Origin of the sequence: Chryseobacterium formosense, assembly GCF_900116415.1 — a bacterium.
Taxonomy (GTDB): Bacteria; Bacteroidota; Bacteroidia; order Flavobacteriales; family Weeksellaceae; genus Chryseobacterium; species Chryseobacterium formosense.
On the sequence record NZ_FPAP01000002.1, the window covers coordinates 538,192 to 556,001 of the forward strand.

A 17,810-nucleotide genomic window follows, 5' to 3' on the forward strand; every position below is an offset into this window, starting at 1 on the left:
CTTTTTTTATAATATTTTAAGACCTTTTCTCAGCTTTGAGGAAAGGTTTTTTAATGAATATTTGATATTACAACAACTTGTTTTTCAATTTTTAAACGTATTTTTAAGAAAAATATGCATAGATGAAATTATATTTTAATATAGAATATCATACAAAACCCGGCGAAAAATTAGAATTAATCATCGATGAAAAAGATTCAGCTCCTCGAAGTCACTCAATGTTTCATACCGAAAATGGTTTGTGGAAATGTGAAGTCGATTATTTTTCAAAATCAATAGATTATAAATATCAGCTTACAGATGACAGAAAAAATGTTTTGCGGGAAGAATTCGTAAAACATGGTTTAAATTTTCCACACAACTATAAAGAATTTTTAATTTTTGATGAATGGAATAATAAAAATTTTCCCGAAAATTATCTGAACAATAAAATTCTTCGAAATAAATTCACTCAGCTAAAGCCGCAAAAACTTCCGAGTTTAAAAAAACACACCCATTTATTCAGAATTGAAGCACCCATTTACAATCATGATTGGGAAATAGTTCTTGTGGGAAATACCTCTTCATTAGGCAACTGGAGCTACGAAAACTTCATTCATCTTTCCCAGACAGATTTTGGAATTTGGGAGGCTTCGGTTGAGATTCCGGAAGTTCAGTTGATTCAGTATAAATATGCAATTTTTGATAAAGCACAGCAAAAAATAGTAGATATAGAAAGTGGTGCAAATCGATCAACAGTTCCGAATACACAGAAAGATGTTTTGCAGATTGTTGTAGATCATTATTTTAAATTTAAGTCTTATCAGATGTATCATGATGCGGGAGTTGCTGTTCCGGTATTTTCGTTGAGAACTGAAAATGGCTTTGGTGTCGGTGAATTTTCAGATATTAAAAAACTAGGAGATTGGGCAAATGAAACTTCCTTAGGAATTATTCAGATTTTACCAATTAATGATACAACGGCAAATTATTCATGGACAGATTCTTACCCTTACGCCGCAGTTTCTGTCTACGCTTTACATCCGCAATATATTTCTATTGAAAATCTTGATTTTAAATTACCGAAGGATTTAGTTGATGAATATCAAGCTGAAAGAAATGAACTGAATGCTCTTGAATTAGTTGATTATGAAAAGATGATTTCCGCAAAATGGAAATATCTTAAAATCATTTTTAATACTGAGAAAGAAAGCATTTATAAAGACAGGAGTTTTAAAAAATTTATAAAAGATAATGAAGAATGGCTTTTGCCTTATTCGGCTTTCTGTGTGTTGAGAGATAAATATAAAACCCCAAATTTCAACACTTGGAAAACCCACAAAAAATATATCGCAGGAAAAGTTGCTCCCTTTTTCTCTGCTAAAAATAAAGATTATGATGCATCTATGCTTCATGCTTGGGTGCAGTTTCAACTTCATAAACAGTTGAAAGATGCTGTGGAATATGTTCACAGTTTGGGAATTTCGTTAAAAGGAGATTTGCCAATAGGAATTTATAGATATTCTGTTGAAGCTTGGACAGAACCTGAATTGTTCGGAATGGATTTTCAGGCTGGAGCTCCGCCTGATCAGTTTACAGAGATCGGGCAGAATTGGGAATTTCCAACTTACAATTGGGAAGCCATGAAGAATGATAATTATCAATGGTGGAAAAATAGATTCAAAGCATTGGAACAGTATTTTGATGCGATGAGAATTGACCATATTTTGGGTTTTTTCCGAATCTGGAGAATGCCAATTTCTGCGACTCAAGGTATTTTAGGTTATTTTTATCCGGCAATTCCTGTGGTTTTGGATGAATTTAAAGCAAGACATATTCCTTTTGATTTTGACCGATATTGTAAACCCTTCACCAATGATCAGATTTTGTGGAAATATTTTGGAGAAGAAAATTTCAGAGCATTAGAATTTTTGATTAAAAATCCAGACGGAACTTATCAGTTTAAAGAAGAGTTTGATACACAAAGAAAACTTACTGATCATTTCAGCAAACTTCCCAAAGATGAAATTGCGGAAAAACTCATTTCATTATGTGCAAATGTTTTGTTTGTAACAGAAGAAAAGGATGGTGAAACGGTTTATCATCCCAGATTCAATATTTTAAAGACAGAATCGTATCAATATCTTTCGGATTGGGAAAGAGAATCAATTTACGAGCTTTATCAAGATTATTTTTACAAAAGACAAGATCATCTTTGGAAAGAAAAAGCAATGGAAAAACTTCCTGCTATTTTGAGTTCTACAGATATGTTGATTTGTGGTGAAGATTTGGGTCTGGTTCCTGATTGTGTTCCCGAAGTGATGGATGAATTAGCAATTATTGCCCTAAAAGTTCAACGAATGCCTCCCGGAAATCTTTCTTTTTACAATCCTAAAGAAGCAACTTATCTGAATGTTGTTACGGCTTCTTCTCACGATAGTTCCACGCTTAGACAATGGTGGAAAGAAAATGAAGTTTTAAGGCAAACGTATTTTAATCAACAATTAAATCAATATGGAAAAGCGCCGGATGATTTGAAACCATATTTGGCTGAAATCATCATGAAACAGCATCTTTACAATGATGCAATGCTGGCAATTTTTCCGATTCAGGAATTTCTGGCAACTGATGAAAATCTTGCAAATCCCAATATGAACAGTGAAAGAATTAACGATCCTGCAGTGTTTCCGCATTATTGGCGATACAGAATGCATTTAAACGTCGAAAATTTAATTGAAAATTCAGCTTTTAATGATAAAATTTCAAATTGGATCAAAGACAGTGGTAGAAAATAATTGAAATTATTTAATTGAAAATCAATTGTTTAAAAATATTTTAGAAAGAAGTTTTATCTCCGGATTTAACTTCTTTTTTATATCTACATCAAAAAGACAGGAATGAGAATTCTTACATTAACCAATTAATGATTATCGAAATGAAAAAAATATTTATAGGATTTGCACTTGGATTAGCAACGTTGACGTTTGCACAGCAATATCCAAATAAGGGTTGGGATAATGATGGATATTACGGAAATAACGACGGATATTATAGTGATGAGGATGATAGAAATTATTTCCCTGATGATTATTATTACAATTATCCACAAGATTATTATCCGTCAGATTATTATCAGAGTTATTACAATGATTACAGACAGAGTATTATCAATATCAACTGGAACGGGTTTTTTGTTCAGAACAGATTAAACCGATGGCAGATTGACCAGATTTTATATCTGAATAATCTTTACGCAAGTTTTTCAGCTTGGAATAACTTCTATAGATACAATCCGGACAGATGGTATTATGACAGATTCTATGCAATGGAAAGAATTTTAGGACCAAGAGTTTTTGTGGTTTTCCAGAATAATTATTATCACGGCTCAAGCCCGATCGTGTATTTCCAGAATTACAGAAGAACGCATTATGTTCCGAGATTCAGAGTCACTCCTAGATATAGAAATGTAAACATCAATATCTATAGAGTAGACAGAAACAGCTTTAGAAGAAATGATAATCCTACTTTGAATGTTGTAAGAAACTCAGGATTCAGAAACGGAAGTAACAATTCGGGAGGATTCAGAAATGAGAATGGAGTGAGATCAGGAAATAATGGAGGATTCAGATCAGAAACTCCGAGAACAGTTTCTCCGAGAGTAGAAAACAGTTCACCAAGAAACAACGGAAACGGAGGATTCAGGTCTCAGCCGAGAAATGAAAATTCAAGTCCGAGAATTCAGAATAATTCGCCGAGACAGCAAAACAGGGGAGGTGAAGGAAGAGGTTCTGGCTTTAGAGGAAATTTAGTTAGCAATTAGTTTTCATATATTATATTTGAGTGGTGTGAGAGTAGGTTTAATTATCTACTCTCTTTTTTATTTTAAAAATGTTTAAATATTTAATAATAAAATTTAACAAAAATTATGAAATTCATTTTTAACTTCTCGTGAAATTCAGCATCAAAAAGATATAAGAAACCAATTAATAATTTTAAACACATGAAAAAATTAGTACTAGCCGCAGCATTTATCGTAACAGGAAGTTTTGCAATGGCACAACAGGTAAATCCTCAGGATAAAAAAATCAATAGAGAGGAAATGCATAAAAAAATGGAACAAAAGCAGCAAGAAAGAATGGCTGAAATGCAGAAAGAATTAAACCTTAATGAATCTCAGGTTGCAAAAATTAAAGATCTTCAGGAGAAGCGTAAAGCAGATATGAAAGCTGAATTTGAAAAAAACAGAGGTGAAAGACAGGCGAAAATGGAGCAGATGAAAGCAAAAAGACAGCAGATGGATAATGAAATGAAGAACATCTTGTCTCCAGACCAATATGATAAATGGCAGGCTTCAAGAAAAGCTAAGATGGAGGAAAGAAAAACGATAATGAAAGAAAAAGGGCTGAAAGGAGAGAGAAGAATGATGAAGAAAACACAGTCAGGAACTTCTATATAAGCTGATGAGAGGTTTATGATTTTGATTTTTAATGTTGGAAGGGCAGAGTTTTCTGCCCTTTTTGTATTCAATCTAAATCTAAATTTAAGCGTTTGTTTTTCCTTTCGACCGATAATCCGTAAATTTGAGTATAAATTTTTATTATGGTAAGTGAAAAAATTGCACAGTTAATAAACGAACAAATCGCACACGAGCAATATGCGGCTCAATATTATCTTTCGATGTCTGCTTGGTTTTCAGCAAAAGATCTTGACGGAATTGCCAATTACTTCAGAGTGCAGAGCAAAGAAGAATTGATGCATGCCGATAAAATGTTTGATTACTTAAACGATGTCGGAGGCGAAATTGTATTGGGAGAAATTCCAAAACCGCCTCACACTTTTGAAAGCGCAACCGATATTTTCGAAAAAGCTCTGGAGCACGAAAAGAAAGTGACAAGAAGTATTTTCAACATTGTGAAAAATGCTAACGATGAAGGCGATTTTGCAACAACTTCTTTCTTGCAGTGGTTTATCAACGAGCAGGTAGAAGAGGAAGCGAGTGCTTCTCAGTATGTAACAAAAATTAAAATGGTTTCTGATAACCCTTCTGCATTATATCTTTTTGACCAGGAATTGGCGAAAAGAGTTTTTGTGGGAGATCCAACAGCGTAAATTATTTTTAATATCATTAAAAAATTTTCGGCGGCACCTTTGGTGCCGCCGAAAATTTTTTAGCTTTATATAAACAGCAAATTACAAATAAATCAACTGCGTTTTAATCACTTTCATTCCCAGATTTTCTAAAACCGATTTATAGGTTTCAATTTGTTTGTCGTTCTTTTCGGTCTCCATTCCGGTTTTAAAATCGACAATAATGTAGCCTTCATCGCCTTTTAAAATTCTGTCGGGACGATAAATTCTGCTGATGCCTCTTTCCGAAATCATGATGTCTTTTTCATTGATTACTTTCCATTTTTCATCAAAGAATTCAGCGTATTGGCCGATGATTTTTTTTAAGTCTTCTTTAATATTTACTTTTTCATCAAGCGTAATCTGACCTTCCAAAACATAGGTTTCCAAAACTTTATCAATATCCTTTTCGGTGTTGATTTTTGAAAGTAATTCGTGTACGAAAAGTCCGATTCTTACTTTTTCGTTTCTCACCTGATAATTTTTTGATGGTGTTGCAATTTTTATCGAACTTGTATTTTCATGTTCGTTTCTTAGGTTTTCAATACTTTTGGTTTTAAACTCAGAATTTTTATGACTGATCTGTTTTTTCAGCATTTCAGGATGAGTTTTGTATAAGTCGAATTCATCCAAATCCTGCAGGTTTTTAGACTGAACAAATTCCAGAATTTCTAAATTATTTGAAGTTTTATTCTGTTTCTGAAGATAGAAAAACAACTGTTCTACAGGCCGCGTTGTTGCAACATATTGCAGACATAATCGGTCGACAAGATTCTTATAAGAGTTTTCAAGGTTAAATTTTTGGATACCTTGGTCGTAGACTTCAAGATTTTTATTAAACTGATTGATGTTGACTGATTTTAAAGGCGAATTTTCATCATTTTCAAACCAGTTGGTAAATTCAGAATCTCGGTTTTTATTCATCATCGGAATGAAAACAACAGGAAACTCAAGTCCTTTTGCTTTGTGAATCGTCATAATCTGAATGGCGTCAATATTTTCTGAAGCCTGAATGGTGTACGTGGAAGCTTCTTCGTCCCAATATTTCAGGAATTCTTTTGTGCTTGCTCCAGCATTCTGAGTGAAATTGAAAAGCATTTCCAAGAAGTTGAGCAGAAAGTCGGTCTCCTTATTTTCAATCGAAAATTCGTTGATATAATATTCAATAAAATTATAAAGATTAAATTTCGGAAAATGGTCTTGCTTAAGCTTTACATGATATTTTTCTTCAATAAACTGAATGATTTCTTCATGCTGTTCCAAAGCCAGAATTTCTTTCATTCCTAAAGTAAAATCCGGCATACTGATTCTTTTGAGTCGGTTCAGGTAAAACATCATCATGATCAGATGAGGTTTGTTTTTCGGATTGGTTTCCCATTTCAGAAACTCCACAATTGCCTTTAAGGTATCCGATAATTCTAAGGTTAAACCTTTATCCGAAATCGTTTTAATATTGGTTTCTTCACCATGATAATTGACTTTCAGATTCCCTAATTTTTGCGAATAAGAGAAAATGTCAAAATTTCCACGACAAAGAATCGTAATATCTGAAAATCTGAATCCGTTATCAAGACATTCCTGAATATCTTTCTGCATTTTCTCAGAAACATCGTTATAAAAATCTTCATTGGTTAGATTTTCAATAAGATTAACCTTTACACGTCCTTCAATACCCGATTTTGTGGTTTGTTCGCCATCGGTTCCGAAAATATGCTGATGCTCTTCTTCAAGATTTAAAGAATGAAAATGATACAGTTCATTATTAAACTGAACAATATTTTTTGCACTTCGCCAATTGTCTTTTAACACTAATAATTCCGCTTCTCTCGGTGCAAATTCTTTTTTATTAATGATATCCAGCATCAGTTTGCTTTCACCGCCTCGAAATCGGTAAATACTTTGTTTCGGGTCTCCCACTAAGGTAAAAGAAGTGTTTTCTGTCGAAATACTGTGATCTCTCAATGGAACAAAATTCTGCCATTGTAATTCTGAAGTATCCTGAAATTCGTCAAAGAAATAATGCTGAAACTGCGATCCTACTTTTTCGTAAATAAAAGCTGAAGGCTCATTTTTAAGATTTTCATTAATTAAAATATTAAATTTTGAAAGCAGAACCAAATCATTTTCTTCTTCAATTTTTCTCAGCTCATCCTGAATGTCTTTATTCACTTTCAAAGGCAGCAAGGCGGAAAGAATTTTCTCTTTTTTTTGCGTTTCGATGAATAAAAGAATCAGCTTCATTCTGTTTTCCAAGAGCTGTTCTAATATTTCTGAAATTTCGGATTCTTTATGTTTTGATTTTGCAGCAGCTCCTTTTCTGTATTTTTCAACAACAGATTCTTCTGTCGAACTTGGAAATGGGAAACCAGGTCTTTTTTTCTGATAAAATTCTACCACTTTTGGGAAGAATCCACCCAATCCGTTTTTTCCCTGTGCAAAATCTTCAATTTCAATGTTTCTGGATTTGAATAAATCAATCGAACTTAAAGCAAGCTCCAATGATTGTTTTTTATTGGAAGTAATTTCTTTTCTTAATGTGTTTTTGATGTTTTCATAATTCGCATCGTCAAATTCTTTGTTGTCTTTCAGATGTTCATAATGAATATCCTTTACAAATTCTTTCGCTGAATCGTATAGATTTTTATTAAGATTAATTCTCTCATTGTTTTCCAGACTGTAATCTACATAATCCATGAATGAATTGGAAATATTTTCATTTTCCCCAATCTGGTCAAGCATTTTGTCAACTGCTTCAATTAAAAATGGCTCTGCATCAATTTCAAGATTAAAATTTTTAGCCAAACCTAACTCATAAGAAAAGCTTCGCACCAATCGGGAATTAAAACGGTCAATCGTTCCGATATTTAAGGTCGAATAATTATGAAGGATATAATCTAAAAGTTTTTTTGAACGATAATGAAGTTCATCAATGGTTATTTTTAAGCCTTCTGTTTCAAATGCTTTTTGGATGTTTTTTAAATCGTTGTTTTCGACGTAATTCTCTGCTGTAAATTTATTTAGCCAAGAAAGAATTCTCTCCTTCATTTCATTGGCGGCTTTGTTTGTAAACGTCAATGCCAAAATATTTCTTATTGACGATTGTTGATTGGGATATCTCAGACAAATCATCAAAAGCCTCTGTACAAGAGCGTAAGTTTTACCGGAACCGGCCGATGCATTGATTACTGTATAAGAGTTTGACATTTTTAGCGAAAGATTTTATGCAATTTAGATAAAATTTAATTTAAAATTTAACAAATCGGAGCCTATATTTTAACAGTTTTCAACTTTAAATTCAAAAAAAATATTAAATCGCGTTAAGTCTGGTTAAACTTATAACAGAATTAAAAAATAACTTTAGTTTTGTTACATAAAACAATAATCTGTGAAGTTTAAACTACTCTTTATTTTATCATTCATTTTTTATATCCAAATTAATGCTCAAAGCTATATTTTTGGAAAGATCTCTTCAGAAGACCTTACCGAAGTTCCAGCCGTTACAGTTATTAATATACGAACTAACGAACAGGTTCTTACCAATAGAGACGGTCATTTTATGGTTTCCGGGAGAGAGGGTGATATTCTGCGTTTTTTTAAAAGCGGCTATGAAAGAATTGACCGTAAAGTCTCCAAAGAAAATTTAGTATCGCCAATGAATGTCCAGTTGACGAGAGCTGCTCAATTAATTGCTGAAGTCGAAATAAAAAAAGGACTCAGCGGAGATTTAAAGATTGATTCTAAAACGTTTAATCCACCAAAAAAAGTTGAAAAACTAAAAGCGGAGATCAATAATTATCTCAAGCAAAAATCTGATCCGAGAATTTTAGCGGCAAGACCAGGAGAATTTGTACAACCAAAAGGACAAGGTTTTTCAATTGGAAAAGTGAAAAATAAATGGGATGACCTTGATTTGTCTAATTACCTGGCTTATGCTCTTGGAGATCAGTATTTTGCAGACTTAAAAATAGAAAAACCTTTCATTCATCATTTTATTACCTATATCCTTACGGGAGGTTTCGAAAGGCAAAAAATACTGAAATATGGTTTTGTAAGTGATGCCGATTTAAGAAGGTTTCAGAATGCTGTTCTTATGAGAATTGATTCTTACAAAGCTCCACAAACTCAAAAATAAGTCTAATGAAGAGAAATATTTTTGCGGTATTTTTCTTTCATGTTATGACACTTTTTTTCTGCCAGCAAAAAATTTCGGGGACTATAATGAGTGAGAATGATATGATAGTAACCTCAGTTTTAGTTGTGAATATGACTAATGATAAGAACGTTTACAGTAATTCTTCCGGGGAATTCTCGATTGAAGCATCAGAAAAAGACGAGATCAGATTTGTGAAAAAAGGTTATGAAAGAGTTTCCAGAAAGGTTTATAATGTAGATGTTCCGATGAATGTTGTCCTGATAAGAATACCTGAGGAAATTGAAGAAGTAGAAATTGTTTCTGTAACAGGTGATCTGTCCAAAGACTCAAAAAGACTTACGAAAATTGATAAAAAAGACCAGCTTCAAAAAAATATTGGTTTGCCTAAGCCTAAAACAGGAGAGAAACCTCGTGAAGTTCCGGCTGAAATAAAAAGAGTTTTATTTGCTGCAGCTCTCGGGAATCTTGATGTTCAGGGTGTATATGATTTGATTAGCGGAAAAGCAAGAAGACAGAAAAGATGGTATAAGTATGAAGATGTACAGAAAGATATTACTTGGATCCGAAAGAGAATTGCTGACGAAGATTTTGTAAAAGATGGAGTTCCGGCCGAGAAAATTTCAGAGTTTTTGGAATTCAGTTTTATTGTTAAACCGGATGTGAGAAAATATGTACGAGCTAAAAATGTTTCAGGAGTGATGTTTAGTCTGGATGAGGTGATTCCTGTTTATGTTGAAAGACTTAAAGAAAATATGAAATCGAAAGAATAAATGAATGTTTTATTTAATGATAAACAATATCGTAAATCTCGTCTTTTACTTCTTTTAAATTTTCCGGGAAATAATTAGCAAGAAGCCAAAGCTGAAGGCTGTTTTTACCTTCGCCGTAACTTGGCTGTACATACATTTCATCAATGAGATTAAAGCCATTTCTTTGATAAAACGAAAAACGTCGTTTAGAATCTTCGTTCAAATGTTCAGGTTCGATTTCTAAGACAATTCTCGGATGATTTTTAAACAAATAATCTGTGATATGAGAACCTAGTTTTTGGTTTCTGAATTGAGAAAAAACTTCAAAATGCTCTACAAAGATATGATTACTCAATTCCCAAATGATGAGGTAACCGATGTTTTCAGAATCATGCAAAACCGAAATTACTTTTACTTTCGGATGCTCAAATAATTGTAGAAACTTATACCAATCCCGTCTTTCATCTTCCGGAAAAGAAGTTGAGTAGGATTTGTAAATCTGTTGCACGCGATAATCATCGGGTGAAGTAATCTGTAGAAATTCCATGGTTAAAGGTCAAAAACGCTTGGTCTTCTGGTAATGAAAATATCTTTGATCCAAAGTGTAAAGGCCAAACCGAGATAAATTAAAAAGAAAAAACCTGCCGTCGCAAAAGTTGAATAAATGAAGAAAACTCTCAGTTTAGAAACCGGAATTCCCAGTTTAGCACCCATTCTTGTGAGTACACCAAACCATTCGCGTTCCATTTTATGACGTAGATTATCAAACATTATTTACGATTCTTTTAAAATTTTAAATCCGATACCGCAATTTAAGCAATTTTTCGTTTCGCAACAGTTTTTAGAATGATAAATCAGACTCTGGCTTTCTAAAGAGTTTCTGACTTTTAAGCCTAATTGTTTCCATTGGGCAATAACCGAATTCTTTTCAGCCTGAATTTCATTGTAAAAAGTAAGGATTTCATCATTGATGTTTTCGTTTTGATGCTTATGATAGGTGAATTTTATTGGTAAAATGGTATTTAAAATAATCAGTTCAATGAAATCTTTCGTTAATGTTTTTGTTTGATTAGCAGGAGATGTTTTTCCGAAATTAAAATGATTATCCCAATATTCTGATGCTTTTATTTCTTTAAAAATTTCAATTAAACCATTTGTATTCTGTGCTGATATGATTTTAGCAAATATATTCTGATGCTGAAAATACAGATCAGCGAGTTGTGATAATCTGATTGTCGGGAAATTAGGAGGTCTTAATCTTAGAAATTTAGGGTAAATCTTAACATCGGAAATATTGTATTTGTTTTTAATAAAATCAAATTCTCTTTTCCATAACTGTATTTGTGGGTCTTGTGGGGTTTCTAGCCATCCGGAAACTCCGAAAAATAAAGCTTCAAGCTGTGTTTTGTTTTGCCGTATTTTGTTGATAAAGGTAAAGTCAATACTTTCTGCAATTTGCTTGAAAATAGAAGCGTTGACTTTCAGACCAAAGGAGTAGGCGAGATGGTGAAATAATACGGCTTCATAATTGTTTTTATAGCGCTGTAAATCGGTTTCTATCTCTATTGATTTTTCCTCAAGTTTTTTCAATAAATTTTCTTCGTGAAATTGAACTGGAATTTTCTTGGTACTGAAAATCTTTTCACATGGAATAAACTGACTTTCTTTCAGCAGATTTTCATATTTCTCAAAAATATTCTTATCGATATGGTCTTTCAATTCTAATGTCGGAATATTCTGATTTTTAAATTCTTCTATGTCAATATCATTCTTATAAACTACGTGTAGAATAATATTTTGATAAGCAGGATCTTTGGTGTGATTGTGAAAAATCCAATCTGAAGCTTTTACGTGAAGCTCGATATTTCCAGCAAGAATAACATTTTTAATCTTGATCTTTGCCATCAGAAAATCCGGACCGGAATCGGTGTTCCACTTTCCGAAATTTAAAATTTCAACAGGATTTCCTTCGGTATCTGTAAAATTGTAATGGATAAATACTTTGAAGTTCCAAAGGTATTGAAGCAATTTTTCATTCATCAGCTGTGATTTTGTGTGACAACTAATTTAGTGAAAATTATTTTTGTTGAGATTAAACTTTATAACGTTTCTGTGTCGCACCTCCGGAGCTCGTGTTTTGTGGTGATAATTGGTTTTCTATAAAGGTTGCGCTCCTACGGAGCGCGCCAATCGGCTGTCAATTATTTCTTTGCTAAAGGGTCCGGCTCCGAAGGAGCCGAACCTAAATTTTCAGTAAAACAAAAAAAATCAGAGCCAATGCCCTGATTTCTTTGTTTATTTAAATAAGTTTTAAGCTTTTGTTAGCGCGCCTTTAAAATTCTCAATCGTTGTTTTATACATATCTTCATAAATAGGAAGAATATTTTTCAGATCAAATCTGATGGCCTGTTCTTTAGCATTGACTTTCATCTGATTGAGAAGCTCATCATTGCTTAATAATTTAATACAATAATTACTCATCGCTTCTACATTTCCGATTTCTGCTAAAAAACCGGTTTCTCCTTGAATGTTCACTTCTGGAATTCCGCCTGCATTTGAGCTGATTACCGGAGTATTTGCCGCCATTGCTTCCAAGGCTGCCAAACCGAAACTTTCCTGCTCGGAAGGAAGTAAAAAGACGTCTGAAAGCTGAAGAATTCTGTACAGATCATTTACCTTTCCTAAAAGTCGGATCTTTGAAATTAAATCAGGATTTTCTTCCAAAAACTGGTTGACTTTTTCCATATCGGGACCTTCACCGATGATAATCAGTTTAGATTTAACCTTTTTCTCAACGTTTTTAAAAATCTGAAGAACTTCTTCTACACGCTTTACAGGACGTAAATTGGAAACGTGAATCAATATTTTTTCGTCAGGATTCGCAAACTGTGTTCTCTGGCATTCATTACAATCATCAAATTCAGAGTTATCGATGAAATTGGTAATCACCTGAATCTCTTTTTTAATATTGAAAAACTGCAGCGTATCTTTTTTAAGACTTTCAGAAACAGATGTAATCGCATCAGATTTATTAATCGAAAACTCAACCGCATGTTTGTAACTCGGATGTTGCCCAACTAAAGTGATGTCTGTTCCGTGAAGTGTCGTTACCAAAGGAATATCATTATTGTCTTCCTTCAGCATTTGTTTGGCTGTAAAAGCAGCATAAGCGTACGGAATGGCATAATGAGCATGAAGTAAATCTAATTTATAAAGGTTTACAACACGGTAAATCATCGAGCTTAATGCAATATCGTAAGGCTGATATTGGAAAAGAGGGTAGGTCTGAACATTAACCTTGTGGAAGAAAATATTTGGATTGGTAATATCTAATCTAGCCGGAAGTGCCGAACTGATGAAGTGTACTTCATAGCCTTTGTTTGCCAAAGACATTCCGAGTTCTGTTGCCACGATTCCGCTTCCGCCGTATGTTGGGTAGCAAAGTATGCCTATTTTCATCTTTTATTTTTTATTTGATGTCAATTTATTTTGTGTGGGAAACTTTTAAATCGATTCCCATACCTGGTTTTAATTTTTCGTTGACTAAAACGGGAAGTCTCCCCGAAATTTTAGTTTTTCCGTTGATTGCATCTGCAGTTGCTGTCATCGAGTCATCATTACTCTCATAAGAAACCAAAACGGTCGAAACTTTAGAAATATCAATGTCTTTTAAAGCATAAGCGCTTCCGAAGACATTAAGAATCACATTTTGATTTTTACTCAGATCAGCTAAAATCTTTTTTGATTCTGATGAAATTTTGTAAGGTTTGTAAGCTGTAGAATTATCTTTATGGAAACCAACAATCACCGTAGAATTTGCAGGAATTGAATTGATTTCAGAAGCTTTTTTAATGATAATTTTTGAATTTATATTTAACTGATTTGCAAAAGTCTGATAAGGAGCTTCTTCCAGCGGAACATAATAGTAAGTCGTGTTTGAATTTAAAGGAAGCAATTTTTTTTCGTCTTTCAATAATGTTAATGCATTAGCATAAAGATTTTGAACCAGTTTTGTATGCGACTCATTATTAATATCGTAGATTACATTGTCAGGATTTTTTGGTTTGTATTGATTTAAACCTAAAAAATACTTAGTTAACAAAATCTTCTTTACACTTTCCTCAACTCTTGACTGAGAGATTTCACCTTTATCAATCGCCTTTTGAATCAATTTTTTACCTTCTGCAACACCTTGCGAAAAAAGCATAATGTCATTTCCTGCTTTAAAAGCTAAAGCATCTAATTCACCTGGTTTGTATTTGTTGGCAACAGCGCCCATGTTTAGAGCGTCGGTTATAATTAAACCTTTATATCCTAATTTATCTTTTAGTAAATCTGTGATAATCTTCTTTGATACTGAAGCCGGAATTCCTTTTCCTGATTCAAGGCTTGGAACGTATAAGTGTGCAACCATCACACCGCCAATTCCTTTATTCATTAAAGCTTTGAAAGGAGCAATCTCAATTTTATTTAATCTTTCTAAACTGTGAGAAACCACCGGAAGATCAAGGTGTGAATCTGTACTGGTGTCACCATGCCCCGGAAAATGTTTAATGGCAGCAAGAATATTGTTGTCCTGCAAACCATTAGCGTAAGATAGAGCAGATTGTGTTACATTAGAAACCTCAGAACCGAAACTTCTGTTTCCGATAATTGGGTTATTCGGATTTGTGTTTACGTCAACAACCGGCGCAAAATCCCAGTTAATCCCCATTCTTTTGCAGTCTTCCGCAATTTTTGCAGCCATTTGATAAATCAGATCCTTATCCTGGATAGCTCCTAAAGTCATTGCCCAGGGAAATTTGTGAGCGGTATTGATTCTTTGGTACAATCCCCATTCTGCATCCATCCCGATCATTAAAGGAACTTTAGACTTCTGCTGAAATTCATTCACGAGATTAATTTCTCTTGCTGCGTCATCCTGCATTAAAATCAATCCGCCAATTTTATCATTTGTGACAATATTTCTCACCTGGCTGATATGGTTGTCGTCTTTATTGGTGTACAGTGCAACAATAAAAAGTTGTCCCAATTTTTCGTCCTGAGAAAGACTGTTGTAAGTCTGGTCAACCCATTGATTTGCTTTCTTAATATCTGCCCTGGAAATATCTTTAGGCTGATATTGCGCCGAAAGATCGGAAGCAGAAAAAGCTATAATTAAGAGAAAATTAAAAACTAATTTCTTCATGATGTATTGAATATGAACAAAAATACGATTAAAAAATGATGAGTGACAATGTTTTTATAATTTTTGGTATATGTTTTGATTCGGCATATTCAATAATAATAATCTTAAAATTTATATAATGAGAAAGTTTTTCCCAATTTTAATGCTTGCTTTTGTGAGTTTATTTACTTACAGCTGCGATAACAATGATGATGAGGTGCAGTATGTCGATAATGATACATATTCCGGAGTTTTAGAAATTACAAGAAGTTTTCAATATAATAGTTCGACTCAACAACATTTTATTAATCAATCTTTAACTTCTTATGGTATGCTGGATTCTGATATGGTTTTAGTTTATAGACTAAAAGCTGTTTCAGGAACTAATGATATTTGGGAGCAGATTCCTAAAACAATATATCTAAGTAACGGGAATGAAATAGACTATGATTTTGATTTCACAAAAAATGATGTACAGATTTATCTTAGCGGAACTTATGACGTAACTACAACTCCTGCATATTATAATAATCAAACCTTTAGAATTGTTCTGGTTCCTGCAGGATTTTTAAATAAAGGAACTGCGCCAAAAGTAGATTATAGCGATTATAATGCTGTTATTAAGTACTACAACATTGATGATTCAAAAGTTGTAAAAATAAAATAAGAATATCTTTTCAAATTTTTATAACAAAAAAGCTCCGGAACTTAGTTTCGGAGCTTTTGATTTTATTAATTTTCATTGTCATCTAAGAAATGACCGAAAAAATCTTTTTTAGTTTGAAGATAACCTCTGCTGATCTCATTTGCCGGAATTTGTAAAGGCACTCTTGAGTTTAAATTGATATTGCTTTCCTGTACAAACTTTACTTTTTCAGGATTGTTGGTTAAAAGATTGATGCTTTCAATTTTTAACTGGTTCAGTATCTCAATGGCAATACCAAAATTTCTGTCGTCTGCAGGTAAGCCTAATTCTAAATTTGCCTGTACCGTATCTAATCCCTTTTCCTGTAGAGAATATGCTTTAAGTTTATTGATGATCCCGATATTTCTTCCTTCCTGACGAAGATAGATGATGACACCACCATTCTCGTGCATATATTTCATAGCTGCATCCAGCTGTTGTCCGCATTCACATTTTTTAGAATGGAAAACCTCTCCGGTAATACACTCAGAGTGAAAACGTACATTGACAGGTTGAGAAAAATCAGTATTTTCTGCAACGATTGCCATGTGTGGCATCCAGTCATTTTGATCTTCTGAGAAGGCTATCATTCGGAAATTACCGTGTTCTGTAGGAACATTGGCTTCCGCCTGAATTTTTATCATTGAATTGTATTGTTTATTTTTTTCCGTTTATGGAATCTTCTATTACAGTGACGTTTGTTTTTAATCTTACCAAATATCTGTTTAGAACCTCATCTTCGTCTTTTTTAAGATTTTTTCTAAGCTTCTGAATTTTCTTATAAGATTTTTCTAAGTTGCGGATTGTTTTATTTTTTCCTGCTTTGTTCCCGGATTCTATCGCATAAAGATAGTTTTGGAGCGTGTATTTAAGATTACTGGTCTCTTCGTTCAATGCCGGATTTGAAAATTTAGGAAAAGAAGAAATCAGATTCGTGATTTCTGATGCATTAACGTTTTCTGTAATGTTTATGCTTATACTTTTATTGTCAGATTCAGTTTTTGCGTCACTCGAAAAACTACCAGATACAGGTGACATATTCAGTTTTTCAGTGGCACATGAAGAAGTGATTATTAACAGTATTCCAAGAAAAAATAGTCGTTTCATTTTTGCTCCTTTTGATAAAGGATTGGGTTAAGACTTTCATCGTTGTACATTTTCATTTGTTTGTACACTTTCATCTTAACATCACCGTTTTCAATATCATTAAGCAATTGAATGATTGAAGCACATAGATCTTCTTTCTGGGTAAGCAATACGTCTAATTTTTGCTGACAATTATAACGGTGCTCTTCAGAAGCAGATTCGCGATTTGCTTCTAACGACATATGATAAACCTTTAATGCTAAAATAGATAATCTGTCGACAGCCCAAGCTGGAGTTTCAGTATTAATCTTAGCGTCAGATTTTGGAGTAATATCTTTGTATTTATCTAGAAACCAGCTGTCTATAAACTCTACCAAATCTGTTCTTTTCTGATTTGATGCGTCTATTGTTCTTTTTAATTGAAGAGCTTCAACAGGGTCTATATTTTCATCTCTTATTATATCTTCCAAATGCCATTGAACGGTATCAATCCAGTTTTTAGCATACAAAATCCGTTCCAAAGTATCACTTTCAAACGGGTTTTTAATAGGAGTTTCAACGCTGTCTAATATATGATAATCTTCAATAGACTGGTTGAAGATTTTCCAGGCAGTATCGGTAAAATTCATTGAAATAAAGAAGTTTTAGTGGCTAGCTGGATTATTGTTGGAAGAATTGTTGTCGGTTGTTTTTGAACCCGGTTTTTCTTCTTCTTTGATAGCGTCCTTAAATTCTTTAATTCCGGAACCCATACCTCTCATCAATTCAGGGATTTTTTTACCTCCGAAAAGTAATAAAAGGATGATGGCAACGATAAGGATGTGTTGCCAAGATAAGGCTAATATTGTTAATGTATTCATTTCT

General features: G+C 33.2%; 17 protein-coding genes. 7 read left to right on the forward strand and 10 right to left on the reverse strand.

Annotation, left to right across the window (positions count from 1 at the left end):
- Positions 1-122 precede the first annotated feature (122 nt).
- The 4 genes from BM371_RS08705 to BM371_RS08720 all read left to right on the forward strand — a co-directional run bounded on the left by BM371_RS08705 (position 123) and on the right by BM371_RS08720 (position 5,088).
- Positions 123-2,774, forward strand: coding sequence for a 4-alpha-glucanotransferase (locus BM371_RS08705; protein ID WP_034678103.1), 2,652 nt, complete (start codon positions 123-125; stop codon positions 2,772-2,774).
- Between the two features lie 140 nt (positions 2,775-2,914).
- Complete coding sequence (locus BM371_RS08710) at positions 2,915-3,799, forward strand: hypothetical protein (protein WP_034678310.1); 885 nt, start codon at positions 2,915-2,917, stop codon at positions 3,797-3,799.
- A 180-nt stretch (positions 3,800-3,979) separates the two neighbouring features.
- Positions 3,980-4,435 (forward strand): hypothetical protein, encoded by a 456-nt coding sequence (locus BM371_RS08715; protein ID WP_034678105.1) that lies wholly within the window; start codon positions 3,980-3,982, stop codon positions 4,433-4,435.
- Between the two features lie 143 nt (positions 4,436-4,578).
- Positions 4,579-5,088, forward strand: a complete 510-nt coding sequence (locus BM371_RS08720; protein ID WP_034678106.1) for a ferritin — start codon at positions 4,579-4,581, stop codon at positions 5,086-5,088.
- Positions 5,089-5,169: 81 nt separating this feature from the next.
- Here BM371_RS08720 and BM371_RS08725 read toward each other — a convergent pair whose 3' ends face one another.
- The gene (locus tag BM371_RS08725; RefSeq protein WP_034678107.1) at positions 5,170-8,310 is read right to left on the reverse strand and encodes a UvrD-helicase domain-containing protein; all 3,141 of its coding nucleotides are present in this window, start codon (positions 8,308-8,310) and stop codon (positions 5,170-5,172) included.
- A 181-nt stretch (positions 8,311-8,491) separates the two neighbouring features.
- Between BM371_RS08725 and BM371_RS08730 the strand changes: the two genes are divergently transcribed.
- Both BM371_RS08730 and BM371_RS08735 read left to right on the forward strand, forming a co-directional pair.
- Positions 8,492-9,238, forward strand: a complete 747-nt coding sequence (locus BM371_RS08730) for a hypothetical protein (RefSeq protein WP_034678108.1) — start codon at positions 8,492-8,494, stop codon at positions 9,236-9,238.
- A gap of 86 nt (positions 9,239-9,324) precedes the next feature.
- Positions 9,325-10,029, forward strand: coding sequence for a carboxypeptidase regulatory-like domain-containing protein (locus tag BM371_RS08735; protein ID WP_228376786.1), 705 nt, complete (start codon positions 9,325-9,327; stop codon positions 10,027-10,029).
- Positions 10,030-10,042: 13 nt separating this feature from the next.
- Here BM371_RS08735 and BM371_RS08740 read toward each other — a convergent pair whose 3' ends face one another.
- From BM371_RS08740 to BM371_RS08760, 5 genes are all read right to left on the reverse strand, one after another.
- Positions 10,043-10,555 carry a GNAT family N-acetyltransferase gene (locus BM371_RS08740; RefSeq protein WP_034678112.1) on the reverse strand — a complete coding sequence of 171 codons (513 nt, stop codon included), beginning with the start codon at positions 10,553-10,555 and terminating at the stop codon, positions 10,043-10,045.
- A gap of 2 nt (positions 10,556-10,557) precedes the next feature.
- A complete protein-coding gene (locus BM371_RS08745) occupies positions 10,558-10,779 on the reverse strand; it encodes a PspC family transcriptional regulator (protein ID WP_034678114.1) in 222 nt (73 codons plus the stop codon).
- Between the two features lie 3 nt (positions 10,780-10,782).
- Positions 10,783-12,048 carry a DUF2851 family protein gene (locus BM371_RS08750; RefSeq protein WP_034678116.1) on the reverse strand — a complete coding sequence of 422 codons (1,266 nt, stop codon included), beginning with the start codon at positions 12,046-12,048 and terminating at the stop codon, positions 10,783-10,785.
- Positions 12,049-12,318: 270 nt separating this feature from the next.
- On the reverse strand, positions 12,319-13,467 hold the full coding sequence (bshA, locus tag BM371_RS08755; RefSeq protein ID WP_034678117.1) for an N-acetyl-alpha-D-glucosaminyl L-malate synthase BshA: 1,149 nt from the start codon (positions 13,465-13,467) through the stop codon (positions 12,319-12,321).
- Positions 13,468-13,492: 25 nt separating this feature from the next.
- Positions 13,493-15,196 carry a glycoside hydrolase family 3 protein gene (locus BM371_RS08760; protein ID WP_034678118.1) on the reverse strand — a complete coding sequence of 568 codons (1,704 nt, stop codon included), beginning with the start codon at positions 15,194-15,196 and terminating at the stop codon, positions 13,493-13,495.
- Between the two features lie 118 nt (positions 15,197-15,314).
- Here BM371_RS08760 and BM371_RS08765 point away from each other — a divergent pair, with 118 nt between their 5' ends.
- Entirely contained in the window at positions 15,315-15,842 is a 528-nt protein-coding gene (locus tag BM371_RS08765; RefSeq protein ID WP_034678119.1) for a hypothetical protein, read from the forward strand.
- 65 nt (positions 15,843-15,907) lie between these two features.
- Here the strand turns inward: BM371_RS08765 and ribA are convergent, their stop codons facing one another.
- The 4 genes from ribA to BM371_RS08785 form a co-directional block, all read right to left on the reverse strand.
- Positions 15,908-16,504 (reverse strand): GTP cyclohydrolase II, encoded by a 597-nt coding sequence (ribA, locus tag BM371_RS08770; protein ID WP_051882923.1) that lies wholly within the window; start codon positions 16,502-16,504, stop codon positions 15,908-15,910.
- Between the two features lie 13 nt (positions 16,505-16,517).
- Positions 16,518-16,898: a hypothetical protein gene (locus BM371_RS08775; protein ID WP_228423577.1), complete on the reverse strand. Its 381-nt coding sequence runs from the start codon at positions 16,896-16,898 to the stop codon at positions 16,518-16,520.
- A 65-nt stretch (positions 16,899-16,963) separates the two neighbouring features.
- Positions 16,964-17,575, reverse strand: a complete 612-nt coding sequence (locus BM371_RS08780) for a DUF4254 domain-containing protein (protein WP_034678122.1) — start codon at positions 17,573-17,575, stop codon at positions 16,964-16,966.
- Positions 17,576-17,590: 15 nt separating this feature from the next.
- A complete protein-coding gene (locus BM371_RS08785) occupies positions 17,591-17,806 on the reverse strand; it encodes a twin-arginine translocase TatA/TatE family subunit (RefSeq protein WP_034678124.1) in 216 nt (71 codons plus the stop codon).
- Positions 17,807-17,810: the final 4 nt, after the last annotated feature.